The sequence below is a fragment of the Candidatus Hydrogenedentota bacterium genome, from assembly GCA_016791475.1.
Taxonomy (GTDB): Bacteria; Hydrogenedentota; Hydrogenedentia; order Hydrogenedentales; family JAEUWI01; genus JAEUWI01.
In genome coordinates, this window is sequence record JAEUWI010000034.1 from 1 (window position 1) to 26,586 (window position 26,586).

Annotated in this window: 21 protein-coding genes and 1 pseudogene; 11 read left to right on the top strand and 11 right to left on the bottom strand. The window is 57.9% G+C overall.

What is annotated here, in order from left to right:
* Positions 1–459, top strand: a 459-nt coding sequence (locus JNK74_17575) for an EF-hand domain-containing protein (GenBank protein MBL7647996.1), incomplete at its 5' end; no start/stop codon positions are given.
* A gap of 104 nt (positions 460–563) precedes the next feature.
* Here JNK74_17575 and JNK74_17580 read toward each other — a convergent pair.
* The 3 genes from JNK74_17580 to JNK74_17590 are packed head-to-tail and all read right to left on the bottom strand — an operon-like array spanning position 564 to position 6,065.
* Positions 564–1,982: an outer membrane protein transport protein gene (locus tag JNK74_17580; GenBank protein ID MBL7647997.1), complete on the bottom strand. Its 1,419-nt coding sequence runs from the start codon at positions 1,980–1,982 to the stop codon at positions 564–566.
* Positions 1,966–3,975 carry a hypothetical protein gene (locus tag JNK74_17585; protein ID MBL7647998.1) on the bottom strand — a complete coding sequence of 670 codons (2,010 nt, stop codon included), beginning with the start codon at positions 3,973–3,975 and terminating at the stop codon, positions 1,966–1,968. The genes JNK74_17580 and JNK74_17585 overlap by 17 nt, the downstream gene beginning before the upstream one ends.
* Before the next feature lie 44 nt (positions 3,976–4,019).
* Positions 4,020–6,065, bottom strand: a complete 2,046-nt coding sequence (locus JNK74_17590; protein ID MBL7647999.1) for a serine/threonine protein kinase — start codon at positions 6,063–6,065, stop codon at positions 4,020–4,022.
* Positions 6,066–6,819: 754 nt separating this feature from the next.
* Between JNK74_17590 and JNK74_17595 the strand changes: the two genes are divergently transcribed.
* The 9 genes and pseudogenes from JNK74_17595 (at position 6,820) to JNK74_17635 (ending at position 16,243) form a co-directional block, all read left to right on the top strand.
* Entirely contained in the window at positions 6,820–8,685 is a 1,866-nt protein-coding gene (locus JNK74_17595; GenBank protein MBL7648000.1) for a PAS domain S-box protein, read from the top strand.
* Positions 8,675–9,325, top strand: a complete 651-nt coding sequence (locus JNK74_17600; protein ID MBL7648001.1) for a response regulator transcription factor — start codon at positions 8,675–8,677, stop codon at positions 9,323–9,325. Before JNK74_17595 ends, JNK74_17600 begins: the two co-directional genes overlap by 11 nt.
* A gap of 138 nt (positions 9,326–9,463) precedes the next feature.
* On the top strand, positions 9,464–10,810 hold the full coding sequence (locus tag JNK74_17605) for a DUF1559 domain-containing protein (protein MBL7648002.1): 1,347 nt from the start codon (positions 9,464–9,466) through the stop codon (positions 10,808–10,810).
* 164 nt (positions 10,811–10,974) lie between these two features.
* Positions 10,975–11,391, top strand: a complete 417-nt coding sequence (locus JNK74_17610; GenBank protein ID MBL7648003.1) for an ankyrin repeat domain-containing protein — start codon at positions 10,975–10,977, stop codon at positions 11,389–11,391.
* 750 nt (positions 11,392–12,141) lie between these two features.
* Positions 12,142–12,474 (top strand): annotated as a pseudogene (locus tag JNK74_17615) (prepilin-type N-terminal cleavage/methylation domain-containing protein).
* A gap of 72 nt (positions 12,475–12,546) precedes the next feature.
* Positions 12,547–13,263, top strand: coding sequence for a hypothetical protein (locus tag JNK74_17620; protein MBL7648004.1), 717 nt, complete (start codon positions 12,547–12,549; stop codon positions 13,261–13,263).
* A 203-nt stretch (positions 13,264–13,466) separates the two neighbouring features.
* Positions 13,467–13,871 (top strand): ankyrin repeat domain-containing protein, encoded by a 405-nt coding sequence (locus JNK74_17625; protein MBL7648005.1) that lies wholly within the window; start codon positions 13,467–13,469, stop codon positions 13,869–13,871.
* A gap of 72 nt (positions 13,872–13,943) precedes the next feature.
* Positions 13,944–15,281 (top strand): Gfo/Idh/MocA family oxidoreductase, encoded by a 1,338-nt coding sequence (locus JNK74_17630; GenBank protein ID MBL7648006.1) that lies wholly within the window; start codon positions 13,944–13,946, stop codon positions 15,279–15,281.
* 395 nt (positions 15,282–15,676) lie between these two features.
* Positions 15,677–16,243, top strand: coding sequence for a thermonuclease family protein (locus JNK74_17635; GenBank protein MBL7648007.1), 567 nt, complete (start codon positions 15,677–15,679; stop codon positions 16,241–16,243).
* 761 nt (positions 16,244–17,004) lie between these two features.
* On the opposite strand, the gene JNK74_17640 is transcribed toward JNK74_17635, so the two are convergent.
* The 8 genes from JNK74_17640 to JNK74_17675 form a co-directional block, all read right to left on the bottom strand.
* Positions 17,005–17,892, bottom strand: coding sequence for a ParB/RepB/Spo0J family partition protein (locus tag JNK74_17640; protein ID MBL7648008.1), 888 nt, complete (start codon positions 17,890–17,892; stop codon positions 17,005–17,007).
* A complete protein-coding gene (locus tag JNK74_17645) occupies positions 17,889–18,668 on the bottom strand; it encodes a ParA family protein (GenBank protein ID MBL7648009.1) in 780 nt (259 codons plus the stop codon). Before JNK74_17645 ends, JNK74_17640 begins: the two co-directional genes overlap by 4 nt.
* Complete coding sequence (locus JNK74_17650) at positions 18,665–20,587, bottom strand: hypothetical protein (GenBank protein ID MBL7648010.1); 1,923 nt, start codon at positions 20,585–20,587, stop codon at positions 18,665–18,667. The genes JNK74_17645 and JNK74_17650 overlap by 4 nt, the downstream gene beginning before the upstream one ends.
* Positions 20,588–20,590: 3 nt before the next feature.
* Positions 20,591–20,809, bottom strand: a complete 219-nt coding sequence (locus tag JNK74_17655) for a hypothetical protein (protein ID MBL7648011.1) — start codon at positions 20,807–20,809, stop codon at positions 20,591–20,593.
* A gap of 430 nt (positions 20,810–21,239) precedes the next feature.
* On the bottom strand, positions 21,240–22,223 hold the full coding sequence (locus tag JNK74_17660; protein MBL7648012.1) for a nucleotidyl transferase AbiEii/AbiGii toxin family protein: 984 nt from the start codon (positions 22,221–22,223) through the stop codon (positions 21,240–21,242).
* A complete protein-coding gene (locus tag JNK74_17665; GenBank protein ID MBL7648013.1) occupies positions 22,213–23,028 on the bottom strand; it encodes a hypothetical protein in 816 nt (271 codons plus the stop codon). Before JNK74_17665 ends, JNK74_17660 begins: the two co-directional genes overlap by 11 nt.
* A gap of 130 nt (positions 23,029–23,158) precedes the next feature.
* Positions 23,159–23,779 (bottom strand): hypothetical protein, encoded by a 621-nt coding sequence (locus tag JNK74_17670; GenBank protein MBL7648014.1) that lies wholly within the window; start codon positions 23,777–23,779, stop codon positions 23,159–23,161.
* A gap of 628 nt (positions 23,780–24,407) precedes the next feature.
* A complete protein-coding gene (locus JNK74_17675; GenBank protein ID MBL7648015.1) occupies positions 24,408–24,710 on the bottom strand; it encodes a putative addiction module antidote protein in 303 nt (100 codons plus the stop codon).
* Positions 24,711–24,894: 184 nt separating this feature from the next.
* Here JNK74_17675 and JNK74_17680 point away from each other — a divergent pair, with 184 nt between their 5' ends.
* The gene (locus JNK74_17680) at positions 24,895–25,878 is read left to right on the top strand and encodes a Fic family protein (protein ID MBL7648016.1); all 984 of its coding nucleotides are present in this window, start codon (positions 24,895–24,897) and stop codon (positions 25,876–25,878) included.
* Positions 25,879–26,586 lie beyond the last annotated feature (708 nt).

Genomic DNA, 26,586 nt, shown 5'->3' on the forward strand with positions numbered 1-26,586 from the left:
GAAGGCGAGGGTGAAGGCGAGGGTGAAGGTGAGGGTGAGGGCGAGGGATTGACTGAGACTTTTCAAGAGATCTTGTTGCTGTTTAGCGAACTGGATGTTGACGTCGATGGGTCATTGACACTCGACGAGATAACCGCTGAGTTTGGCACGGTGACCGCAGAAGCGTTCGGTATTCTGGACGCAAACGGAGACGGGCTCCTGACACGCGATGAGCTGTCCAGTCATGTTGGCGAGGGTGAAGGCGAGGGTGAAGGCGAGGGTGAAGGCGAGGGCGAGGGCGAGGGTGAGGGTGAGGGTGAGGGTGAGGGTGAGGGCGAGGGCGAAACCGGTTGTGCCGCAGGCAAAAGCACCATCCCCGAAAGTATTCGTCGAGCGCTCGGAGAGTTGTGGATACTTGGAGTCGCGACGCTGGTAATGCTGAATTGGAAGAGGCGGATCCTACCCGAACACAGACCCTGAGCTAACCCTCCTCAATGTCGACATCCGAAGAGACGACCACCAGAAAGCCGCGCTGGTGTTCACGAACAGATCTCGCTGGACGTGAAGCCCAACCAACCTTGCGGTCAAAAGTACACGACGGTGGACAGCAGGATGCGGTGCTGGTCGAAATCTTCTTCGAAATCTTTGACTCCTCGCACGAAATCCTTGTTCACACCCAGGCCAGCGCGATACTGATACGCCATATCGATATTCACGCGCTGAAAGAGCTGGACGCCCACGCCGAGCGTGAAACCATAGAACGCATCGGGTTCACCCGTGCCTTTTAACCAGGAATTCTTTTCCCCCGTCGCCGGTTCTTCGTCATAGAAAAGCCCACCGCGCAAGGTCCAGAGTCTTTCCAGAGACTCTTCCGGGTGGCGCGGCACAAAGATATACTCCGCGCCAAGGCGTACGGTGTAGGTGGGCTCCAGGTCCGTGGCGCTCAGGCGCGCATCTACGTTGGAACCGTCCACAAGAGAACGCCGGATCCCCTGGGAATCCTTCATATAGAAATCGTGCCAGTCTGTCCGGGTAACGTCGAGCGACAGGGTCAGTCGGTCATTGGCGCGGTAGCTCGCGCCGAAGGCCAAGGAATCGGGAAATCTCACCTGACGATCTTCGCGAATGCTCTGCACGGAAAGGGGACGGAACTTCCGGTGGCGCGAGATTCGCCCGGAATAGTCCACATCGCCCGTGAAGGCGGTGTCATAGCGCAAACCCACTTTCCACCGGTCGTCCACGTCCCATAGGAGGCCCAGGGTCATGTTTTCACCTTCGAAATTACGGTAGTCCTCCCTGGTATTGGTAAATCTAAAGCCGGGAACACCGAAATACATCTCGGACTGGGTGCTTCGGAGGTGCTGCGTCCAACTGTTTTCGTTGAAGGGGGTGCTCCGCCAGAGGTTCAGCGACGCGCCCACGGAGAGACGGTGGGTGAGTTCGAAAGCGATTGCTGGACTGACCGTGGACAAACCACCGGACTGCTCGAAATCTATCCGCTGATATACGCTGTGCACCGAGGGTGCTCGTGAGAGGAGATATCGCTGGCTGCGTCGGAAAGAAAACTTCCGGCTGAAATCATAGCGCTGCTGGTAATTCAGCGACACGGTGATGTTGCGGTCCATCACGACGAAGGGTACGGGATAGACCAGGGACAGATAGTTGAGTTCGAGATTCTCTATATCGTGGAGTCCCTCAAACTCGGGGTCGCTGGGCGCCCCGTAGAACTCATCGACAACCCGGTTCCACGCCCCGACGATGGAGAGCTCCGGGCGCTCAAGTTGCACCAGACCGGCGGGATTCCACGAGGCCGCCGTGGCGTCGTCCGCGATGGCCACGAAGGCATCGGCCATGCCGGCGGCCCGCGCCCCCGCGCCGATGGGGGAGGGGGAAACGGACATATTCAGGTCATCGCTGGGCTGCGCGAAAGCACACTGCCCCATCACGGTGGCGACGAGGCATGTACCCCAAAGTACGCGGGCGTGATCACTTGAGAACAACATAATCCCCCTCTCCAAGTTCAAGTGCCATGGGCTCCCCATCTCCCGAAACACTGAACAGGTCCGCCGTTGAGAATTTACTGCCCGTGCTCGTTATGAAGCCTTCCGCGAGAATCTCCGGCTTGCTGCCAATCACCTCGCCTTTGTGAACTACATCCTCCAAGCGATAGACGAGACACTTTCGGTTCTCACGTACCCCTTGTTCCTTTGTGAGAGTCGAGGTGAGCTCCGGGCTGTCCCACGAGATAACTTCCCCCTGGGCTCGTGGAAACTCCTGCAAAATCCTGACCGCAAGTTGATCGAGCAATTCGTCCACGTCTTTCTCATCGCCCGCGACGTCAACCCGACCCGTGACAAAAACACCCTTCTCGGAACTGACACCATCGGCTATTATTTCCAAAGTTCCATTGTCCAGATTTGCCTGAAAAAGCAGCAAGACCTCGAAAGGAATCAGTTGATTTAAGATGAGGGCGCGGTCCGTCGCGCCCAGTTCCGCACTCAACACTTGCTCCCGCAGAACGGTGTCCAGTTGCTCGCGGTTTACAATGGCAAAGCGATCGGCGAGGGTCTGCTCGCTCCCGGAACCGCCGGCAGTCGAGCCCCGTCTGCCGTGCATCTCGCCGACTACATGTTGCGTAAGCGTGTCGGCAGGAAGAGACTTCGGCATCATGGCTATGGCGAGCTTGTTCTTCATGTTCTCGAGTTCGCTCGCGTCCCGTTGAACACTTCGCTCATCGGACGCTTGATTGCCTTGCGTGTCCGTTACGACCGCTTCCAGCGTATTTGGCCCGGGATCGAGCCGCACGCGCCGGGTTATGTAGACATCGTTCCGTGCCGGCACGAGACCGATCTCTTCGCCGAGCAGCACGATGCTCTTGATAGGCTCCTTCGAGCGTGCATTCAACGCCACAATGATTTCATCCTGATAGTACGCGGCCCCTTCGGGAATGTTGTCCAATCGAATTCGTACAGGCTCAACCGCCACCACCGAGGCGGCGATGCGCTCCCCCGAAAGGAGCTCCACGGCGTGCTTGGCGTCATTGCTTGCAAGGGCAACGGGCGCGGGGTCGGCGACGTGCTCAGCCGGGAGAGGCGCCTCGCCGTAGGTTCTGTTTCCCAGGGTATCGTGGGACTCGAACTTGAGCGGCGCGGACTGGGAGAGTACCGAGACTTCGAAGCTGTAGACCCCTGAACCTTGCTCGACGAGCCGGGCTTCGGTGGTGCCGACCGCCAGCGAAGCCACGCCCGACGCATCGTAAATCTGGCCCGTAACTACACCGGGAATCGTAATCGGTGTGTCGAAGCTGATGGCGGGTCCGTCCAGATCCGTCTCCAGGGTGACGTCATCGACGAACTCGTTTCCTCCGAGGTCCACAACCCGAACATGTACATGGTTTGATCCGGGCGACAGCGTAACCGGGTACGAGAAGGCGACTTCTGAGCCAATAACGCGGATGTCGACGGGTACGCCGTTCACTTCGATGCCGGAAACGAAGGTGTCGTCCCGCGCGACTGCGGAAAACTCTACCCGAGAGTCGCTCAGGATGCTCTCACCCATCCGTACCTCAAGCGATGGTGGTTCTTTGTCGCCGAGCGCTGCGATGCGTTGCTGCTGGGCCTGCTTGAAGTAGTGCGCGGCCCGTGCGGAGAACTGGTGATCCAAGCTGGCTTGCAGGTGCTCAACGGCCCGTTCCAGATCGCCCTGATAGTACAAACTGACGCCGAGTTCACGGTGGGGAAAGTACTCCGGGATGAAGTGCATTCCGTAGGTGCGTGGCCACAGGACATCCCTGCTTCGGGCCATTATCGCGGTTTGAAAGTCCTGTTCGGCTTCGGGAAATTCACCGCGTTGCTGGTAGGCACGACCGCGCTCATAGTAGTTCCACCAGCGGCCTCGGAAGGGGCCATCCACAATTTTCGCATCCTTGGTTCCGGCCAGCCTCAAGGCCGTCCCTGCGCAGCCACCGAATCCCGAAGCGATCCAGACTAGTGCCATAATTGCTGCGATTCTTTGGACGCAAACCGTCGCTACCCCCAATTTCATTGCACCTCACTCTCCTGAAGTCTTCGCACATACCAGGCGTCGTCGGCATTCGCGGGCACGGATTCAAGATCGGCTCCCTCAATCGTCACCATGGTTCTCGATGGTCCCGGAGATCCGTTCACCACGACGACGACGCCCTCAAGCGGCGGCCCTTCCACATCAGGGCGGACGTCAAATCTCTGTCCCTGCTGAAGACCGACGTCCTGGCCAATGTTCAATACCAGCGTGTTCTTGTCTCGAAAAATCCTGCCCTGCGCGGGGTAGGCATGTTCCAGTGCCGCTACGAGCGAATCCGCAGCCGCCAGGAGGAGGTCATCGACGGAGAGGAAGGTGTCCACGTCAAGAGACGCGGCTGGAATAATCTTTGTCGTCTCCACATCAGTGACTTCGAGACGAAACCGCTCCTTGGATTGGGGCGTGAGCTGAAGGAAACTTCCAGCCACCATGAGTCGTGCGCCGACAAAATTGCCCAGTTGGAGTCGGCCCGATTCCGTGCTCAGATCGGCAGACAAGGTCTGCTCCGCGATCAAGGCGCGAATGTTCTTTCGGTCAAGGTACTCGATGCTGGACGATGCTCGAAATGCGGCGTCCAGCGCTTGATCGAAAACCTGCGCGACACCATTTTGCTCAAGGTAATTACTCTTTTCGGGCTCCCGGGGCAATAGGAAAAACGAAAGCGGGCGACTCGTCCATCCATCATACTTCACCGGATCCGATTCTCGGGCCCGGATCTTCTCTCCCAGACGGTGGGCCTGTTCCAGTGTGTCTTCGGATGGGGCAACCCCCTTGTGCTCTTCGATGAAGTCGATATAGGCGTCGACCAGGAGTCGGTTCTCGGTCACCCCTGCCTGCTGCAAGGCCTTAAACAAGGCCAGCGCGGAATCCAAGTCGCCCGCTTCGACTTCCTCGCGAGCCTGCGCATAGGCTTGCTTCGGATCCGCAATCGCCGCACCCTCCGGTGTTACATTCCAGCGTTGAACGAGTTGCCCGGACAGTAATAGCAGAATTAGGGCAAGCGCCAGGGCGCAGCCCGCAAGCAATAGACGCCGCGATCCACCTTTGCGGACAACCCTGCGGCGTGACCTGGTGTCTATCTGCTCGTTTCCTTCCAGCGCACCAATGGCCGTACGCAGCTCCGCCAGGAATTCTTCTGCGGAAGGGTAGCGGTCTCCCGGATCGTGCGCGGTCGCTTTGTCGACAATATCCACGACAATGCCCGGAAGGCCCGGGCAGCGTTCTCCAAGTGGTATGCGATCGTTACGGCGAATCTTTTCGATGATCTGCCCCGAGGTCGTTCCCACAAAAGGTCTATCTCCGCAGAGCAACTCATACATGGTTACGCCGAGGGAGAAAATGTCGCTCCGGCTGTCGACGGAACCTGCCGAAGCCTGCTCTGGCGACATATAGGGTGGGGAACCGCTCAGACCACCAGCGAGGGTGAACTCACCCTCTTCCTCGGAGAGATGCGCGAGTCCGAAGTCCGCCAATTTCGCGGAGCCTTTATCCGCTTCAAGGAGTATGTTGGCCGGTTTGATGTCCCGGTGGAGAATTCCCGCTTTATGCGCTGCGGAGAGCGCCGCCGCGCAATCGGCGACAATCCCGAGCGCCTTAAGAACGGGAAGTCCGTTGGGATGTTGCTTCAGCAGATTCTCGGCGCTCGTCTCCACGAATTCGAGAACGATGTAACTCTGGGACCCCAGTTCGCCCCACTCGTAGACCTCAACAATGGCGGCCTCCTTTGAGAGCGCCGCCAGTGCACGTGCTTCCCTTTCAAACAGGGTGCGCCGGCGCGCGTCGAGCGGATTGTGAAGAAACTTGATGGCAACAAAGCGAGCCAACTTCAGATCGCGCGCCTTGTAAACAGCACCAAAGCCACCGCGCCCCAATACCTCAATGATCTCGAAATTGCCAAGTCTCCGATTGAGCATGGAGTCGGCATCGGCTATCGTGGAGGAGACATTGGTCGGAGGCTGAATGGCCTCCCCGGGCTTCGGTGGTGTGCCCCCATCTGGATCCGTAATATGCGTGGAATCAATTTCCAAAGCTACCTCCCGTCACGCTACGAATCATATCAGATTCCAAGCGTCGCTTTTGAAACCGCCACTCCCCTTACTATAAGACCACACAGCCCCGCCAAATGTCCACTATAGGCAAGCATGACCGAAAACAGTACACAGTTCGTCGAGAAGCCAAGTCGGAGGTTGCTGTGGTGATACTGGACGGATTGTACCCATGACCTGGACTGAATCGTCCGCTGCCGGTCCCCGCCAACCATAAAGTAATCATTAAAGACTAAAGCAACATGCTTTAGTGTGCGACTCTAGCTTTACTTTTGGCTCCTTTCCTGGCCCGAAAATCGGATTAAGCATACCCGAAAGTTCCCGCCCCCAGGAAAAAGGCGCACGGGGATTGGGCCAATCACGCCCAATCCATTTGGAATAGATTTTGCTGATGAACCCATTCGCCCTCTTGATTGCCTGATGCCAATCCATGTACTCTCCAAATCAATTCCTAACACTTGTAATTGTAATACCAGACCAGCGAACACAATCCCGAGCTCGTTACTCATCGAGGAGCACTCGGGCTCTTGAAACCCGGCAATGCCGGTGCAACAGTCGAATTCGGCAAAGAGTCCTGTCCGCATAATCGGATGAGAGATGCTCTACCCGGTTCTGGGCTTTGCGCGAGGGTAAGAGAGACCACGACCACTTGAATGAGACGCCCCGTGCCCATTCCTGCCTGTTTGGCGGCGGGGTGCTGCGCGCTTGCCATGGAATACAAGGGAGGTCTTTAGTTGTGGACATAGTCCTGCCGGAGGGTGCTGACAAGACCCTGATGCTGGGGTGGTTCGTTTGCTCTACCCTTGTGGTGGCAGGTTTCGCGTTATCCACAGGCGTGAGCCACCTTTTCGACTGGTGGTACCAGCGCCATGATAAGGAAAAGCTGGCGTTCAGCATCATTTGTCTGACGGTCGGGGGCCATACGATCGCCTTGGTATTCATGAACGAGACCTTAACGGTGGCCGGATATGTGCTCGCCCTCAAAGTGGATCTTTGTCTGCTATTCATCGCACAACCGGCTTTTGTGTGGTTCGTCACGTGCCACATGCGCGTAAGCTCGCGGCACTTCACGACACTGTTTCTTGCCTACTTCGCCGTGCTGTTTGTCGCCAATATTCTGTCCGAGAATTCCCTGATGGCTTCCGAAGTGGTTGGCCTGTTTGTATGGCTGTTCCCCGCCGGTGAGCCCCACGTCTCGGCCGTTTTCGTGCCCAGCATTTGGAGCCCGCTTTGTTTCGCGGGCACGCTGGCCACCTACGTCTATTGCCTTTTCGTCATCTATCGCGGGCGACGCAATCTCGAACGGACCGAAGTATTGATCATGGCCGTCTCCCTGGTGTGCATGTTCGCCACCTGGCTCCAGACACTCCTGGTCAATCCCCCGGTACTATCGCTGGTACTCTTGAGTCACTATGCCTTTCTGGCGTTTATATTCCTCATGGGGAGCGCGCTGGCTTCGCGCTATGGGCGACAGGCACTGGCACTGGCCGATACACACCAGGAGCTTCAGGAGAGCGAGGAACGGTTTCGCATGGTGGTCGAGAAGGCGCCCGACGCCATTGTGGTGTACGACCTCGAACAGGATCGCCTGGTTGATGCCAACACCAGGGCTACAGAGCTCTTTGGCTGCAGCCGCCACGAATTGCTGGGATCTACGATGGAGCAATTCCAGTCGCTCTTCTCACTGGAGAGCCTTTCTCCAGCCGAAAGCATTCGCGCGCTCGGTTACCGTGCAATGGCCGGTGATGAGCAAGTGATAGAAATGGCATTCCAGAATCGTGCGGGAGCGCATTTGATCTGCGAGGTACGGCTGGCGAGATTGCCGTCGGCGAAACACCAGATTATCCGGGCCAGCTTCATGGATGTATCCGAGCGCAGGCAGGCCGAGAAGCGACACGTGGAATATCAGCGACGACTTCGGTCGCTTGCCTCGGAACTCGCGCTCACGGAGGAACGCGAACGGAAACGAATCGCCATGTACCTCCACGACGAGGTTGCCCAGGATCTGGTAGCGACGCAAATGAAACTCAGCGAATTGGCCTCGGAAATTGACGACCAGGGCGTCGGGCAGAAGATTGATACTGTTCAAAAGATGCTCGGAAGCGCCATCGAAGACACGTACACGCTGACCTTCGAGTTAAGTCTCCCAATCCTTTATGAGCTGGGGCTGATTCCCGCCATCGAATGGCTTGGGGAAAAGATTTGTGAAAGTGATGGAATCCACTTTAGACTGATTGACGATGGGCTTCCCAAGCCGTTGAGCAATGATATTCGCTCGGTCTGTTTCGACGTGACGCGCGAATTGCTGCGCAATGTCGTCAAGCACGCCAGGGCCTCAGAAGTCTCGGTCTCCGTCCGTGCGGAAGACGCGAGGCTGTGGATCGTCATTCAAGATAACGGCGTGGGCTTCGATGTTGCCGACCTGACTGATATGAAACGCAAAGATGGAGGGTTTGGCATGTTCTGTGTTCGGGAGCGCCTGGAGAATCTTCATGGATCCATTCGGACAGAATCTGAGTGCGGTCGAGGTACCCGGGTTAGCTTTTGTGCACCGTTGAGCGATGCCGGCGCGGAAACAGGAAGTGCCCAGGATGAAGACTAGAATCTTGCTTGCCGACGACCATGAAGTCTTTCGCGAAGGACTTCGCTCCATGATTGAGAAGCATGACGATCTGGAAGTGGTGGGGGACGCCGAAACCGGCCGGGTGGCGGTACGCATGGCTACCCAGCTCAAACCGGATATCATCATCATGGACATCGCGATGCCGGACCTGAACGGTATCGAGGCTACCTCCCAGATCCGCGCAAACGTTCCGGAAGCACGCGTGATTGCGTTGTCGATGCATTCCGACAAGCGCTTTGTAACGGGCATGCTCCGGGCCGGCGCGGTGGGCTATCTTCTCAAGGCGAGCGCTTTTGATGAAGTCATTCAAGCTACGCGAACAGTGATGAACAACAAGCACTACGTCAGTGGCGATATCGCTGATACCGTGGTGAGCGATTATGTCCGGCAGTTGACGGAAGCGGCGCCGGAGCAGCATGCCGCACTCAGCCCACGCGAGCGCGAAGTTTTGCAGCTCCTGGCGGAAGGACACAGTACCAGGAAAATCGCGGAAGCGCTGCACATCAGCGCTAACACGATAGAAACCCACCGGGCCCACATCATGGCGAAACTGGGCATCAAGACCATCGCCGACCTTGTGAAGTTCGCCATTCGGGAAGGAATTACGTCGCTTGAATGACAAGGATTTCACCGTCTATACAATCTGCGCCGGGGCCACACGTGGGCGGTCTCCTGACATCCGCATGGATACAATCAGGTTTTTCCATGGTCATAATCATGGCTTGGCCGATAGGGAAATGCACCAGGATCGTCGATAATGCTGTGGCGTTCTGATGTGGCACGAAGACCGTATTCCGGCGGGATATGTGCCATTTCCCGGCGCGAGGGTGTGGACATAGCCACGAAGCACGTGCGACACGCGGGCCATCCCGTCAGAAGGGAAGAAGGGCCCCAAGGTGAGACCTGTCTGGAGGCTGTGGAAGGCTCGGGAGTCGGGTGCTATACTTCTGGAGGTCGAGCGTATCGAGAAAGGGAGAGTGCAATGAGGAGACTAGGCCGCCGAGGGTTCACGTTCGTCGAACTGCTGGTCCTCATGGCGCTCATTGGCCTTCTTGCGGCCATCCTGCTTCCCGCCCTGGCCCGTGCGCGCGAGGCGGCACGTCGGTCATCCTGTCAGAGCAACCTGAAGCAGTGGGGCGTCGTTTTCAAGATGTTCGCGAAGGAGAACAGCGGCCTGTTTCCATTGAACTCCCTCCACATCAGCGCGAAAGACGTCCCGATTTCCAATACGCGGATGTCGGTCTACGTCGGGTGGTGGCAAATCTATCCGGAATACCTGGCGGATGCTCGACCGAACGGATGTCCGTCTTCCATTCAATACCCCAAGATGGCCGCCACGGACTACTCAATTCCTCGCAACAGCCTCGCTGGCTGCGGCGCTGCCATGGTGGCGTGGGCAAACGTCACGAACCAGGAAACGGACAACCCGTGCTACGGAAAGCGGGCGGCCCCCGAAACCTTTGATTCCATCCGAGGCCAATCATCGTCGCTGTACTTTGATTGCAGCCTCGATGTCGGTGCCTGTGCCCCCTATGTTCATGCCGACATGGCGAAGTTTGGCTACACCGACCTCGTCCGTTCCTACAAGTACTTTGGTTTTTTCATCGACCCTCATTGGATGTCGAAATCCGCTGATGACTTTTATGCCGTCGGCTCCACGTTCCTCAATGCCCCCGAACTTCCCTATCCCGGCGCCACGACCAGCGGCACCCACATGCAGTGGGGAAACCGAAACGCCGGGAGTTTTACTTATCCCTTCCCAATAGGCAGCAGCCAGGGGTCGTTTACGATCATGCGCCTGAAGGAAGGGGTCGAGCGCCTGGTCACCACCGACGTCAACAACCCGGACGCTTCGGCAGACGCCCGATCTGACATCGTGGTATCGTACGATGAAGCTATCGCTTATAATGGGCAAGTGGTGAATTCAAAAGACGGCCCGCGATTTAACCATGTGCCTACGGGCGCTAATATTTTGTATATGGATGGTCACGTCGAGTTTGCGCGTGTGGGAAGCCGCGGCGGACGATTCTGGCCCGTCAATCAATTCTTTGCAAAGCAGATGGCCACGACAGGCGCCTGGGCGAGCGGTCTCAACTTTCCCTGAGCTCCCTCGGAATCGGTGCGCCCTGACACGCGGTGCCTGAACTTTGTGCCTGGAGGTATACCTTTTGTAGAGGTCGGGATTCTCAATTGGCCCGCCCCTCCGAAGCACGGGAACGCCAGGGTGACAGGTTGCCGATTCAACGAGTACTTAAGAGGTTTCGCTCAATGGTTGCAGTACGCAGATGCGTTTTCATCTTGTTCCTGGCGGGGTGTGCAGGGGCTCTGCTTCCTGGCTGCCCCGAACCGTCGACCAAGGGGGACAACGCGCCGGCGATTGATCTGTCAAGCTTGCCGGTCAAACAGCAGATCATCGAAGCCACCATCTCGGGAAACCTGGGCAGGGTCGAGGCGCTTGTCACATCCGACGCCACGCTCGCCAACGTCTGCAACGCGGATTGCAAGACACCCCTGCATTTTGCCGCCGCACACGGTCACAACGCCATCGTGACGTATCTGCTGGAGAACGGTGCCGATCCGCTCGCTGTGGATTCGGATGGCAATCGCCCCCAGGCAACCGCGATAGACTGGGGCCATTTGGACACCGCCAAGATCCTCGGGGAATTTTCGACCGTTGAACCGTGATTCCGGGGTGTAAGTCCCGCACTTTCAACCGACACCGCTCTTGAGTTCTGATAAGCGGGCAGCATGCGCTCTGGCACTCTGCGTCTTCTTATGGCGTAAACGCTTGTACAGAAACAGGTTAAGATTCCACTTCGCTGCCTTCGACGGGTAAGTTCTGCCCGTCGAGTATCACTCGAATTCGCGATCTACCTCTTTCCAGCTTGCCCCGTGCACCGTCGCAGACCGCACTGGATTTTCTCTGATGGGGTACAGGGCAAGTGGGGGCGAAGCCACCTGCCGGCACGCTCAAGGAATCCTCCCAACTATTTTCAAGTTTTCGAAATCCACAATCATGATATCCCTGATATACAGGCTGGCGGAGTTCGTTGAAAATAGGAAAAGGCTCATCCGGGGCCGCGTCACATTCCATGATGACCGATCGAAACGAAGATTTCGACGCCGTCAGCAAGGGAAGGATGATAGAGAATCTCGGGGGGTTCATCAGATGCCTTCCTCACGTGGACGTTCAAGGCCTGTTCGCGGGGGATGTCATGGTTCGGAGAGAGCCCCAAGGGGTGCGCTTTCGGGAGTCGCTTACGCTCTTACATCAATGAACCCCAACGTGGAGGGAACGGACTGGACGAATATCCTGTAGCGAGAGTTTCATCATATCAGTGAAACGAAGTGGTTCAGGGCTGTGCTTTTTCCGAAGTGCGGACACCGGCGACATCTGGTGAATGATGTCGTGAAAAACGAAAAGGGAGAGAACGAATGAGACCGAATAAGCGAGGCTTTACCCTCATAGAACTACTCGTTGTTATAGCTATCATCGGAATCCTTGCGGCCATCCTGCTTCCGGCTTTGGCCCGCGCGCGTGAAGCCGCCCGCCGCGCCAGTTGCCAGAATAATCTCAAGCAATTTGGCATTGTGTTCAAGATGTTTTCAAACGAGAGCAAAGGCGGTATTTTTCCATACAATAGTCTGGATCATACGAACAATACCGTCGACCTTGGCGCGAAGCGGTCTTCCGTTTACGTGCAGTGGGCACAGGTCTATCCGGAGTACCTGTCGGACACAAAAATCAACGGCTGCCCTTCATCCTCGAATGTGGGCCCGCTTTTCGACACCGACTATGGCCTTGCCAGAAACAATCTGGCCGGGTGCAGTCAGGAGACGATGAATTGGCTCGCAACGCATAACGAGCCGGACAATCCCTGTTACGGAAAGGTGGCGGCGCCGGCGGTGCCCGACCCGATCTTCGGGGGCAGTTCCTTGTCGCGCTTTTACGATTGCGGGTTAAATCCGAACGCCTGTGCGCCCTACGTGCATGCCGATATTACGAAGTCCGGGTACAACGACCTTATCCGTACCTACAAGTACATGGGGCGCCTCATCCAGTCCAGTTGGATGAACCGCTCGGTCGAAGATTACTACGTGATCGGTGAAACCATGCTGAACAGCCCGGTGAGCGGGACCTATCCCGGCGCCAACACTGCGCTTGGTTGTTTGACCTGGAGCAATCGACAGAGCACGGTAACCTACAACTGGGCCAGCGACAGCCCCACGTCGTCGGGGACATTCGACATGATCCCGCTGCGTGATGGTGTCGAACGTTTCGCGATTACCGATATCAACAATGCCGGCGCCAGCGCGGCAGCCCAGTCCGATGTGGTCGTGATGTATGACGAAAGCTACGCCAACGGCGGTGCTGTCGCCCGAGGCTCCAACCCGGTTCGGTTCAACCACGTTCCGGGCGGCGCCAATATTCTCTATCTGGACGGGCACGTCGAGTTTGCCAAGGTCGGAACCCAGGGTGGACACGCCTGGCCGATGAACCAGTTTGCCTTCCGTTACCCGACAGGATCCGGGTGGGCGAAGAAAGACTGGCCGTAATTCGGTGGGGATGGGGGGCGGCCTTCTGTGAATGAAAAGCGACCGCACAATTAAGCGAGCGAGTAGCGTACCGAAGCTGGCCTGACGCTTCGGTACGCTTACCCGCTTGACCTGCCCCGATGGCCCTGGAATCTGTGGCCCTTCTTCTCTTCCTGCGGCGTAGGGGTGTGATTTCGATTCAACCCAGCGGAGATTTACGAAAAATGAGCGTAGTACGTGGAGCCATTTTACTGGTCCTCTCGGGCGTGCTGGCGGGTTGCGGTGGGTCCGTGCAATTAGAGATCCCCGAAAATGATATCTCAACGTTTTCGACGCCCTGGCAGGTTTTTGATTATGCCGCGTCCGGAGAACTTGACCAGTTGAAGGTGTTGATCGAGGCGGATCCGCAGCTAATCGACGTCATCGGCGACCACGATTGGACGCCCTTGCACTATGCCGCCTCAAATGGCCAGAACGCGGTCATCCGCTATCTGTTGAGCAAGGGCGCCAATCCCATGGCCCTCGACGAGAATTCCTTCGAACCCATTGCAATTGCCGGTCAACGCCAGCACATGGACACCGTCGAGATCCTGCGGGATGCGATGGGCACGCCTTCGATGAGTCAGTAGGCGATTGAAGGCGGAACAAGCGTATCGTTAAATGATTTCGGCGTTATGCCACATACGAATGAGGTAAGAGACATGAACATTTCAAGACGGTCTTTCCTGGGCGCATCGGCGGCAGTCGCGGCAGTCGCGACGGGCGCCGCGACGCGTGGCGCGGCACTTGGGGCAAACGAGAAAGTTGGTGTTTGCTGCATCGGCGTGAACGGGCAGGGCCGCAACCATATCGCGGAGTTTACGAAGTACCAAGCTTCAGAGGTTGTGGCGTTGTGCGACGTAGACAGGAATGTTCTGGAACAGCGGGGCGCACAGCTTGCCGAAAAGACCGGCAAGAAACCGAAATTGTACGTCGATATGCGCGAGGCCTTTGAGGACAACTCGATCGACGCGGTAAGCATCGCGACTCCCAATCACTGGCATGCACTGGCCGCTGTGTGGGCCTGTCAGGCGGGGAAAGACGTCTACGTTGAAAAGCCGTTGGCCCACAGTTTCTGGGAGGGCCAGCAACTGGTAAAGGCGGCGGAGAAGTACCAGCGGATCGTCCAGCATGGCACGCAGCAGCGCTCGGATCCCACGTGTCGGCGCGACATGAAGCTCCTTCACGAAGGAACGCTGATCGGGCCCGTGGTTCATGCGCGCGGATATGTGTACAAGAATGGGAATCGCATGGACATTGGCCGGGGCAAGGCGGGGACACCGCCGGAGCACCTGGACTACACGATGTGGCTCGGACCTGCCGGAGAGCGCCCCTGGATGGATCGGGTGGGCGGCGACCCGAACTTAAAAGAAGGCGGCGGGCTGTTCGTGCCCTACAACTGGCACTGGTTCTGGGATTTCGGCAATGGCGAATGCGGGAACCAGGGCGTGCACGAAATGGACGTGGCGGTATGGGCGGCCAACAAAGGGCTTCCCGTGCGGGTTGCGAGCACCGGCGGTCGTTACGCATGGAAGGACGACGGGCAGACACCCAACACGCAGGCAAGTCAGTTTACCTACGCGGACGGCACCCTGCTGACCTTTGAGGTGCGCAATCTGGGGTCCTTCAACGAGGCGTGTGACAGCAATTGCTCGAACAGCGCCTTTGGCACCGACGGCTACTGGGTTCGGGAAAAGGGCTTCTTTGATTATCAGAACAAACCCATTCCAATACCCGAGAGCGCGGTGTTGCCCGACTCGGATGGCCCCTTCGGCAATTTCATCAATGCCGTGAAGAGCCGCAAGGTGGAAGATGTCCACGGCACACCCGAAGAAGGGTTCAAGTCATGCGCCCATATCCACCTCGCGAATATTGCCTACCGCTTGCAGCAATCGCTCGACTTTGATCCCGCGAAGGGGGCGTTCGCGCAAGGGGAGAAGGCCACCGGCATGTTGAAGGATTCCTATCGCGAGCCCTTCGTCGTACCGGAGATTGTGTAGCCTTTGTATACACGTTCTCCGGTTCCAGATAGCGCCCGATGATTTTACTCTTGAAAACACATTACTCGGTTCGTATGCTTCAGTCATGGGAATTGGAAGAAAATCTTTGGGGAATACAACGCGTTGGCAAGGAGTGAGGAGATATGTGCATAAGACCCGAACGGGTGACTGTCTTAATGCTCTGTGTCCTGCTCCACTTTCTCTGGGGCTCAATGTCCAATTTCGCACATGCACATCCGGGAAGTTTGGATGCCAATGGGGGCCATCAGGATAACATTCACGGAGGCTACCACCTTCACAGTGGCAACGGAAACGGCAACGGAGGAACTCAGATTGGAGTTGGTGGGGCGGGTGTAAACGGGAGTGGAAGGCGATTTGCGCCTCGAATACCGAAATTGACGAGTCGAAATCCCCATACAGTACCGCACGAACCCTATTTTCCACCTTATTGGTCTCCAAATAGAAGCTATCAGGCGCCTTCAAAAAAGAAGGCTATTGTCTCTAAGTCTGAAGAGTCTTTGCCAGATGAGCTGGTAGCAGAGATAGTTGATGTCTATGACGGCGACACAATGACTGCTAGAATTGACACTGGCCAGCAAATTAAGATCCGACTTTACGGGGTAGACTGTCCGGAAAAGAATCAAGTTTTTGGCAAAGAGGCCACCCAATTTTCCGAAAATAGTTGTATGGGGAAATCTGTTCACCTTCAAGTATTGAGCAGGGACCGCTACGGTCGATACATTGTGCGAGTCAATCTGAGAGACTCCGTCTATTTTAACCTTGAATTATTATCCGAAGGGCTTGCGCACTGGGATAAGAACTATGCGCCAAACGATGCAATTCTGAGGGAAGAGGAAGTGAAGGCGAAGGCAGAAAAGAAAGGACTTTGGGCGCTCCCAAATCCAGTTTCTCCCTCTGATTTTCGAAACGGCGAGGCTATCCGCGCGCGCCGGGGGGGATGAGCTTTGAATCCATCCGCAGCCCAAGCATGTTACAGGTTCATGCGGTCGGAGAATGCCGAGACAATTCGAGGCATTCACTTCAGCGGTGGGTCGACTATGAAACCACCGGCAATCTCGGACTTGGAGGCTTGGACGGGGCCCCGGAGACGGAGACCGAATACGGCCCGAAATACTTCACGCAGATCATGCGGACGTAACCGTCGGCGGAAGTGGTCGTTCGAAAACACGAAGTGCTGCTGGATCATGGTCAGGAGCGTGTCCACCTCGGGGGGTTGTCCGGTTTTTGGCTACTCGTCGTAAAAACGGGTGGCTGCTCACTCGTAGTTTGAGTCCCTTTCCTCCAGGGCCGCCTCGCGCTCGTAGAACGCACGCGCGGCGCGGTAATGGGACCAGGAGAGGAGGGGCAGAAGGCTGGCGCGAAATTGTCACCCGTCGGGTGGCGAATTTCCCGCTGAGCCAATTTCCTCCCCGGCGGGGACGGAATTGGGTTGGGGCTCGATTCTCCGGTAGGCAGGTTACCATGAATCGTGTCGGGGTCAAATATTACGCCCAGCGGGCGTGATATTTCCTCGTCTGTCTGTATTTCTTCAAATTATCAGGTTGCGCGAAGGGTAATTGGCTCATCCGAAGATTTGGTACCCGGTGGGTACCAAAATTCACGAGAGCATCGATTCTCTTCCCATTGAAAAGAGAATTCCGCAGGCGGGCCCAGATTCTCCACCCAACGGGCGGGGTTTTTCCAAACCGCCCGTGCGCCCCTACTACCCCAAACTCTCCAGCGCCTGAAGCAGCATGGCCTTGACGGACGACTTGGACACCGGGCCCTTCTTGAAGTTCACCGTCACCGTCGCGCTGGGCAGGTCGATGCGGTAGGTCTGGTCTTTGGGTGCTTCGGTGGCTTTCGCGGCGGGTTTCTGGGGCGTTGCCGGTGCGGGAACGACGGCCGGAGTCTTCTTGCCTTTGGCCTCGTCGATCTTCGCGCGGATCTCGCGGTTGGGCTTGCCGTCGAGAACGTCTCTGACAAGTCCCTTCTGGAGCTTCACGTCGTCGACGCGGCTGATGCGCATGACGGCGTCGTAGGGCACGGTTTTCTCATGGGTGCGCAGTTGCTGCTGGAGGACGGGGGGGAGGGTGAGGATGCGGAGCATGTCGCTGACCCAGGATTCGCGCTTGCCGATCATCTTGGCGAGGTCGCGCTGGGTCTTGACGGCGGGATCTTCGTCGAGGATGGCCTGGAGGGCTTCGGCGAGCTCTACGGGGGGCACGTCTTCGCGTTGGACGTTGCTGACGATACTACGGCGGCGGCGGGCCTGGCCTTCTTCGGGATCGGTGATGACGACGCGAAGCTGCTTGAGGCCGGCTTTCTTGGCGGCGCGGAGGCGGCGGTGTCCGGTGACGACCATGTATTTGCCGTCTTCGTGGGGTGTAACGGTGAGGGGCTCGATGACGCCGAGTGCCTTGACGGTGTCGATGAGGCCGTCCATGTTGTTGAAGGTCTTGCGCTCGTTCTGCGGATCTTCGACGAGCAGCTCGATCTCCAGGAGCTGGGCGCCGCGCTTGGGGATCGCGGGAATGGCGCCTTTGCCTTTCTCGCGGACGAGCTGGAGGCGGGAGGGGCGATTTTCGGCGGTGTTGTCTGCAGGGCTCATGCGTTGGCTACCTTCTTGCGCTTTTTCATGTTGAACATACCCAGCACTTCGTCGCGCAGGGCGTTGATGTCCTCGGCCCCCTTGGAGCGCGGGCGGTATTCCAGAATCGATCCGCCGTGCTCGTCCACCTGGGCGAGCCAGCCGCAATTGCGGATCTCGGTCTGGGCAATGGCAATGTGCTCTTCGTGCATGCGTTCGATCACCCGTTTGCGCAGGCCGGCGCGGTGGAGGTTATTGAGCACGTGGAGCAGGTGGAAATCGGCGCTGGGCCGGATCTGGAGCAAGAGGCTGTAGAAGTTCGCATAGGACTTCACGGCCTTGGTGCTTTCAAAGGGCACGATAAAGAGATCCGCCGGATAGATGGTATTTTCCATGATGGGCGAGATCTGGTTGGGCGCATCGACGATCAGGAAGTCGTAGGCGTCTTCCGGCAGTTGGGCGAGCACGCTGGCGTAGCCCTCGAAGTAGCCATCTTCCTGGATGATATCGCGGCCGTATTCCTCCAGGGCGAAGGCACTGGCCACAAAGGACAGGTTTTTGTGCTGGGTGGGGTGGATTACCGATTTCAGGGGTGCATGACCGAGCAGTGCCGCCACGATGGTGTCCTCCCAGGAGAGGCCGTCGCTCGCGTGGAGCCATTCGGAGACCTGGGCCTGGGGGTCCATATCGGAGAGGAGCACCTTCTTCCCGTCCTTCGCCAGGGAAGCGGCCAGGTTCATGGCGATGGTGGATTTGCCGCATCCGCCTTTGGCGTTGATGACTGTGACGATCTTCATGCGTTCACCACCTCCTGGCCCAGTTGGGTCGGGTTATGTTTGCGGTCCCATCCCCAGAAATCGAGAATGGACCCGTCGAGTGCTTTGTAATATTCGTAGAAGCGCTTCAAGTGTTCCTTGTCGCTGTCGAAGGCGGCAAGCATCTGATGGATAAATTCGGGCGACTGGCAATAGGGCGATTTCGCCAGGAAATCACGCTGGCGGATCTCTTCGCCTTCGAAGGCGGCATAGAGCAGTGGGTTGTCGTCGCGCAGGGCGGTCTCCTGCTCGCGGATATAGTCGAGGTAGTCCCCGCGGAAGCGCTCATAGTGCTGCTTCCGGGCCCGGGCGTTCGCTTTCTTCTCCGCTTCGCGCACCTTCCGGCGGAATTCCACCACGAAAGCATCACCATGTCGGGTGAGGGCCAGCTTGAGGGAGCGGGGCATGCCGGGGTTGGCATTTTCCCGATCGCGCACATACTCGCCGAAGCTCCGGCCCATCCGGTGGACCTTGTCCTCGTGGGGGTAGTGACGGAGGAGCTCCTTCACGAAGCGCTCGCCGGCTTCCACGTCCGTCAGCACCACGGCGGCGGCGGGAGTGTCGTCGTTACCCGCCCAGGCGGCATAGAAGTGGGCGGCGAAGACCCCACCGAGGCGCTCGGGGTTTTCCGTCTCCGGGTTGGGCCAGTTTTCCTCGATGGCCTTGCGCAGGAGTCCCAGGCGATTCCGGGTGGGGTTGCGCAGGGGGAGCCACTCGCACTGCTCGATGATCTGAAGTGGGGGATAGGACTCGGCCAATCGCTTTGCCGTGCTCCCATCGAATCCCTCTTCCTTCAATCGAGAAAAAGCCCCCTCCACAGCAGCAGGTGCAGCCTGTTGTTGTTTACCAGTGTTCTTTAGGGTGTTATTTAGATCTGTTATTTCTATACCGGTGTCTAAAATGGACTGGTCCCGGTATCCTTCTTGAACTGCGACCGGTGCGGATTTTGAACCGGGGTCGGTATCCTTAATGGACCGGTTTTCGGTATCTTTTTTGAACCGCTCCCGGTCTACTTTTTGAACCGGTATATTCTCCGGTGCGTTCGCGGGGATCCGGTATCCTTTTTGAACTGGCTTCGCCTTCTCAATCGCGGGCGGCTCGGCGGAGTCCGGTGCACTTTTTGAACCGGTCAGGGGGCAAGTGCCTGTGTCACTCCACTTTATGCCATAGGTGGCGGCGCGGCTGGCCTGGCCCGCGTTGGCATCGAAGAAACCGTCTTCTACGCGCTGTATATGGTTGTTTTTGATGGAATGCTGTATGGCGTCGTTCAGACTGCGGCGCGAAGCAATCCCCGTGATCCGTTGGAGCCGGGTGAAGCTCATCTCCACCTGCTGGCGACGGAAGCCAAACTTGGTCTGGAAGCCGATGGTGTGGCGGATGATGGCGCCGACCACCTTGATGACGGCCAGGGACTCATTGGGCACGGTGAAATCGAAGAAGGCATTGGGGATGTAGGTGAGGTTGCCGTTGCCCGCATAGAAGCCAGCAAAAACCGACAAATCCTTTATGTATTCATCCCGATCATCCCAACAAAGCTCGTAAAGCGCCGAAACCGCCGCCTGGCGGTGGCCCGAGGCCCGGCCTTCGCGGATACAGCGGATGAAGTGACAGGCGACCGCCTCTTCCAGTGCCGGGCCGATGGCACCCCGACTGATGCCCGCTTCGCGGATGAGCTGATTGTAGGAGATAACCACCTCGGGTTCCTGCGGGTTGCCTTCGGCATCGCTCCAGCCCAGGGTTTTGCGTATCATATAGGCGACCAGGCGAACACAGCCCCGGGAGGCATGGCGCAGCACCACGTCGAAGAACTGGTTCGGCGTGTAGGTGGTGTTGCTCGTCGGCGCAGGGTAACCCCGGAAGGGTATTGCCTTTGCGTCGATCTTACTGTCCCGGGCTGCCATAGGTTATGCGCTCTGTCGCGTTTCCTCTTCGTGGTTGATAGGTCGGCCATTCTGGGCCGCAAAGTCTTCGATGATCATGTTGACGATTTCGCTTCGCGAGCGTCGCTGAAAAACGGGGGATTCGCGACGTAACTCGTCCAGATAGTCGAGGATACGGGCATCGAAGTTGATGCCGGTGGTGCTCTTGCTGCGGGTGGCCGCGCTATTTACAGGTGATGACATGGGACCAAACTCCTTGATGAACCTTGTCGTTGTACGTTGATCGTGGACAACGTTCGACAACTTTGTCAAGGGAAAAATCTCCCTTCAATCGCAAAATGCAGCGTTGAAGGTAAAACTGAGGCCCAATATGTGGGGTTTGCCGTACATTGGGCCGAAGGCTGGGGCATTAAATACTTTTCCGAAAGGATAACAGCAGGAAAACTAATAAAATCGCTGTCAAGAGTTTATTGCCCAGAAATCCAGGGTGCCACCCACCTTGGCGACCGGTGTGGAGAATGTCTCCCTATAAGTAGGGATGGGACGTTGCAGTTTTCTTGGGGGCGGGGTCAAAAGGCGAGGTATAGTCGACCGTTCGGGGGCAGGGAGGGGGAACTTGTAAGAGTTACTTGCACGTTGTGCGGGTGGCCGGAAATCTTATCACGCGCCTGGCTCAGAATTCAGGCCGAGTAGTCTGGTGAGGTAAGCGTTGCTGCACGTTTCGCAACTTCCAGAGTATGGCGGGATGATCGGCCAATCGGGTCGCTTGAGCGGGCTCGTTCGGAAACAGTAATTCGAGCCGCAGTTCACCTTTGTGAATTGCTTCGACGTAGTCCTGTTCCTGTGGAGTCAGGTCGAGAAGCGGTTCGGCCACGCTCCAGGCGGTATCGAACAACTGATCCGGGTCCGGTGTTGCTCCAGCACTCAGCATGGGCACAAGTTGCTCCTGTGTCAATCGCGGTGTAAGTCGCGAAGCGACGACCGCGCGGGTATAGGTCGACAAGGGGTGGGGCAACATGGCGGACAGGGCAATGAAACAGGCGCGAAATTCAGGATGATTCGAGGTATCGCCCATGGTATTGCGATACTGGGCTACGTCCCACGCATCTCGTGGCGCGGAACGGTCCACGAAGGCGAGCAACTTTCCGATACCAAGCTCGAGCCGGGAAACTATGGCTATTTGCGGGCGATCCAGTTCGCCGGGTTGCCAGAGTTCTGCGCGGACCACACCCGCAAGGGGCTGTCGCCAGAGGAAGTTCAGATCGACCTCAACACGATCTTCTGGCCCCAGAGCGGAGGCGTATATCGCGTAGATTTTCCTTCCGGCAAATGCGTCGGCAGAGCGCTGCAGTCGAAAGCCCAGTCGGCGGGCTATATTCTCAACGGCCTCTTCAACCTCTGGACGTGCCGCTTGCATCGCTTCCCGATCAGGATGCGCCACGTAGTTATAGTCCAGGTCCACCGACAGTCGCGTAGGAGCTTCGCCGAGGCATAGATTGAGCGCGGTTCCGCCTTTCAAGGCTAACGCCTTCCCAAGCAAGGGGTGCGCCGCAATGGCACCGGCCAGCGTGCCCAGTCGGATGACTTTCTCCAGTGATTGTAATTGGAATCCGGATTGTCCCGCGCACTGCTGGAGGTATTGAAGACTAGCGTTCATCGGGATCTCGCATCGATTCCAGTTCAGGCGGCAGGATCAGGTTCCACCGTGGGACCAGGATGCCGCCGCGACGACTGCGCACAAGGTATTGGGGCACGCGGGGGCGTTGCGCTTCAAGGCGGTCAAGGTACCCATCGTCAACGTGGAAGGTCTGACGGTGCGCTTCGAGAAACCAGCCGCTTGCCGCCCACAGGTTCGCGGTGGCGTAGGCTGTCAGTAACGTATCCAGCAGATCGAGGTCCAGCGTGGCGAAGCCCGCTGCCGATTCCAAGAACTCCGGCAGGCCACCCGCCAGATCGGGACGACGTAATCCGTCAACCAGTGTACGCTCTGGACCGGTGGCGCGCAGGAGTTGGCCGCGCCACTCCACCCGCCGCACGCCCAGGCCAGTTTCGCCACGGTCGAGCAGCGGGCGAGGGTGATCCAGGAAGAGAACCCGTGCTCCACCGAGGGGCAGGGGAGGGCGGCGCTGATCGGTGAACAGGGTGACCTGATGCCACACCGAGTGGGCTGCGCCGAGCAGTTCCAGTGCGCTGTGATAGGAAAATATACCATCAGGACGGGCCGCGCGCGCCGCAAGGAAGGGGTCGGGCTGAAAATGATCCGGCGCAACCAGCGGCGGCACCACCGCATATATACCCCGGGACACATGGGTCAACTGGCCCGTCCGCAGATGATGCTTCAACCGCTGCACCACGGCGGCCCGACCACCCGCTGGGCGCAAGGTCTCCTCGGCCTCCTCCAGGGAGAAGACCGGGTGCGTGGCGAAGAAGTCGCGGGTGCTTACTGGGCGTTGCGTATTCATACGGGGGAAATAATAGCCTGTTTACAAGCGAAATGTCAAGCCTATATTTGACGATGGGACGCGGAATGGGTATATTTACATCCTTTAGCCAATCGAATTGACAAATCGTCTCAGTGTTCTCCGTGCTGCATCACTCATCGCACCCGGCCTCTCCAAAAGCTAAGCGCCTAATGATCTCGTAGACCCAAATGGTGACGTAGCGCGATTCACGTAAAGCCCGGGCCCGTTCTTGCGGGGTGAGCCGGGCGCGGAGCGCATCGAGGGTAGCGTCATCGACGTGCTCTTCGCCCAGGGCTTTTAGCCCGTGAATCAGGAGCGCGGTTCTGGGGGAGAGGCCCGTGGTTTCCTTGTTGGTGCGGTGCTTCATGTGGATGCGGCCGCCCTCCCAGGCATAGCGCTTGGTGGGGCCATCGCTGAAATACTCCCACTGCGCGGGCACCTGGGTTGAAAGGCCCAGCAGATTCAGGGCTGTGACACCGGTGGGCACGAGGGTCCAGCCATGAGCGCGGGCAATTGCCCGGGCAATGGCATCGGGATCGGGACTCGCCGGTCCCTGACGCACCGCGCTGTAGGCGGGGAAATCATAGACCCCGCGCATGGGTCGGCGTAGCGTGCCGGCGTTGGCCAGACGCAGCAGCCCCTTCTTCGCCGCTTCATAGCCCGCGAGATCGAGGAAGTCCTTTGGCGTAAACGCGCTGCCGGGGCCGGACCGACGCACGCGCGCAAGTATTTTATCTTCTGTGGTTTGCATAGGGGATAGGTTCTCTTGTTTGTCCCGAATTATAGCGCGAATTAGGGACAATGCAAAGGAGAAATCGGGAGGGAGAAGCCGAGCTGAGTACGATAGAACTTCGGACGTCCGAAAGTGCTGCGGCCATGTGGCAGCCCCCGAATGCGTGCGGACGATCCGAGGCGCTCATGTCCTGTTTAGCGGCGAGGGATGGATTGTTATAAATATATGCCAAAAAAGGAGTTATCGCTTGTTCTATTGAGCTTATATAGTGCTCGTGTCCTGTTTATGTCTTGTTCGACACTCCGCAGCGTCCATGCAGATTGTGGCGGGTTTGGCGGGATTGTGGCGGGTTTACGCTACACGCTGATGACTGGCCGATAAGCACGGATGATGTCTCAAATGTCCCATAAATGTCCCATAAAATGTCTCATATCCAAACCTTGTGCAAGTGAATGGCACGATCGGCACGATTCTGACACGATTCCAAGGACCGTGTGTGATTGGCACAGTCGTCCCCTGATGGCCCATTTGGCCCTTTTGCGGCCCATTGGCGGAATGTCTACTTACCGCCGCGTGCCGACCCTTGGAATCGCCCCTCTTCGAGGTAACCGAGATAGTGCTGGTCCGCCCGTTGCTGTGGCCCTACCTACGGAACGCGCGTCGCTTCGGCGTGGAGCCGGAGTCCGAGTGCGTTGATGACCTTAAGCACGGTATCAAAACTCGGGCTGTGGTCGCCCGAGAGGGAGCGGTAGAGGCTCTCGCGGGACAATCCCGCGTCGTGGGCAATCTGGGTCATGCCCTTGGCCCGGGCGATGTCGCCGAGGGCCTTGGCGATGAAGGCGGCGTCACCGGGGGCTTCTTCGAGGCACGCTTCCAGATAGGCCGCCATCTCTTCTGGGGTACGAAGGTGCTCGGTGACGTCGTATCGGGTGGTTTGTGTTTTGGTCATCGTGGTACTCCAATAGATCGTGCGCCAGACGCGGCATTGCGCTTCTCAGCCTGAATTGTAAGCATGGTAACACGTTATTGGTGTGAAGTCGTGCCGCCCGTTTAGCGTCGGAGGCGACCTCGTAAACTTCACGTCGCCTTGAATCACTATTGCAAACCATAACATTATGCTTTATGCTTTCTTCATGGACTTTTCCGCATTGACCGAGAAGAAAGCGCAGCTTGACGCCCAGCGACCCCTGTCGGCCGCGTTGCTTCGCAATCTGGAAGACTGGTTTCGGGTTGAGCTGACCTATACCAGCAACGCAATTGAGGGCAACACACTCACACGCCGCGAAACCGCGCTGGTGGTGGAGAAGGGCTTGACCGTCGGTGGCAAGTCGCTGGTTGAACACCTTGAAGCGGTGAACCACGCCCGTGCCGTCGACTGGATCCGGGACCAGGTTGCTCGGCAGCCACGGGAATTGGACGGGCGAGATATCCTCGAACTTCACACGGTGGTCTTGAAGGGCATCGACGATGCGAATGCCGGGCGCTACCGGAATGTGGCGGTGCGTATATCAGGCTCGATGGTCGTCCTGCCCAATCCTGTGAAGGTCCCCGGGCTGATGGAAGAATTCGCGGCGTGGCTCCGCAGCGCTCCCGGTCTTCATCCCGTGGAACTCGCCGCAGAGGCCCACTATCGTCTGGTTACCATCCACCCATTTGTGGATGGGAACGGTCGCACCGCGCGACTCCTGATGAATCTGATCCTGCTGATGGAGGGCTATCCAGCGGCGATCATCCAGAAGCGCGAACGGCTGGCGTATATCACCGCGCTCGAAAAGGCCCAACTCGGCGGATCCAAAGACGACTACCTGAAGCTGATCGCGCGGGCGGTGGAGCGCTCGCTGAACATCTACCTTAAGGCCTTGCAGGGCGACGCCAGCGCGGGCCTCGGTGAGGCGCCGCTCCTCAAGATAGGGGCGCTGGCGAAGCGCGCGGGCGTGGCGAACTCCACGATCCGCCATTGGACCAAAGAAGGGCTGCTCGACGTGGCCGAGACCACGGCATCGGGCTACCAGTTGTACGCGGCAGACATGGTGGAACGGATCAAGCGAATCGGAGCGCTGAAGGCACAACGCTACACCCTGCAGGAGATCCGGGAGGCGATGGGGAAGGAGGAGTAATTCCTGCCGACACCCAACAGCCTCTTAAATACCATTTTTTTCCCCTATCCCGCCGAAAAGTTTCTCTATTCAAGCCGCCGTGCCCTTGCTATACTGGCCATTGTCGATGCGCTCAACGGCGTGGCGGCATCATTCAAGTGGGCTGGCAACCCGGTAAACCCGATCTCACCAATCGGGCTAAGGGGGCGGACTTTACCACCCGCCATTGTCAGACCCGTAGAGCCGGATGCGTGGAGACGCGCTTGTCCGGTTCGATGGAGGCTTGCTGGCGTAATCCTCCTGACTTGTCCAGCGGACGGGCCAGGAGAGTAATCCCAGCATTCTATCCAATAGCGATTGCCTTGAAGCAGGGCGACGCGGACATGCCCCGGTGGAACAGTTGGCAACGACTGGGCCAACGGGGCTGTGTTGATCTAAGACGGTGCGCGGCCAACTTCGGACGTCCGAAGTTGCGCGGCAAATCCGCCCAGGGGGTTCGTGACTACAGGGTGCAAGCCCCAGGTCCGTTCAACCTGCGCTGGCGTGGGGAGTGTCCGTCCTGGTGACAGGCGGACTCGGGTCCCGGAAGGGAACCGGCGTTCGGTGAGAAAAAGCCGACGGCGAAGAGCTCAACCATGAGAGGGGCGAAAGCCCTTGCCAGTAAGAATTACGCGAGACGGTGCCGAACCGCGAAGGGCCATGATCGGCGGGTAAGGGGGAGCTTCTTAC

What these genes read in the sequence shown, in the direction of transcription:
- JNK74_17600 (MBL7648001.1), top strand. Translation starts at nt 8,675, where the DNA reads ATGAAGACTAGAATCTTGCTTGCCGACGACCATGAAGTCTTTCGCGAA.
- JNK74_17660 (MBL7648012.1), bottom strand. Translation starts at nt 22,223, where the DNA reads ATGAACGCTAGTCTTCAATACCTCCAGCAGTGCGCGGGACAATCCGGA.
- JNK74_17680 (MBL7648016.1), top strand. Translation starts at nt 24,895, where the DNA reads ATGGACTTTTCCGCATTGACCGAGAAGAAAGCGCAGCTTGACGCCCAG.
- JNK74_17625 (MBL7648005.1), top strand. Translation starts at nt 13,467, where the DNA reads ATGAGCGTAGTACGTGGAGCCATTTTACTGGTCCTCTCGGGCGTGCTG.
- JNK74_17650 (MBL7648010.1), bottom strand. Translation starts at nt 20,587, where the DNA reads ATGGCAGCCCGGGACAGTAAGATCGACGCAAAGGCAATACCCTTCCGG.
- JNK74_17665 (MBL7648013.1), bottom strand. Translation starts at nt 23,028, where the DNA reads ATGAATACGCAACGCCCAGTAAGCACCCGCGACTTCTTCGCCACGCAC.
- JNK74_17675 (MBL7648015.1), bottom strand. Translation starts at nt 24,710, where the DNA reads ATGACCAAAACACAAACCACCCGATACGACGTCACCGAGCACCTTCGT.
- JNK74_17580 (MBL7647997.1), bottom strand. Translation starts at nt 1,982, where the DNA reads ATGTTGTTCTCAAGTGATCACGCCCGCGTACTTTGGGGTACATGCCTC.
- JNK74_17655 (MBL7648011.1), bottom strand. Translation starts at nt 20,809, where the DNA reads ATGTCATCACCTGTAAATAGCGCGGCCACCCGCAGCAAGAGCACCACC.
- JNK74_17610 (MBL7648003.1), top strand. Translation starts at nt 10,975, where the DNA reads ATGGTTGCAGTACGCAGATGCGTTTTCATCTTGTTCCTGGCGGGGTGT.
- JNK74_17585 (MBL7647998.1), bottom strand. Translation starts at nt 3,975, where the DNA reads ATGGCACTAGTCTGGATCGCTTCGGGATTCGGTGGCTGCGCAGGGACG.
- JNK74_17640 (MBL7648008.1), bottom strand. Translation starts at nt 17,892, where the DNA reads ATGAGCCCTGCAGACAACACCGCCGAAAATCGCCCCTCCCGCCTCCAG.
- JNK74_17630 (MBL7648006.1), top strand. Translation starts at nt 13,944, where the DNA reads ATGAACATTTCAAGACGGTCTTTCCTGGGCGCATCGGCGGCAGTCGCG.
- JNK74_17670 (MBL7648014.1), bottom strand. Translation starts at nt 23,779, where the DNA reads ATGCAAACCACAGAAGATAAAATACTTGCGCGCGTGCGTCGGTCCGGC.
- JNK74_17605 (MBL7648002.1), top strand. Translation starts at nt 9,464, where the DNA reads ATGCTGTGGCGTTCTGATGTGGCACGAAGACCGTATTCCGGCGGGATA.
- JNK74_17645 (MBL7648009.1), bottom strand. Translation starts at nt 18,668, where the DNA reads ATGAAGATCGTCACAGTCATCAACGCCAAAGGCGGATGCGGCAAATCC.
- JNK74_17620 (MBL7648004.1), top strand. Translation starts at nt 12,547, where the DNA reads ATGAATTGGCTCGCAACGCATAACGAGCCGGACAATCCCTGTTACGGA.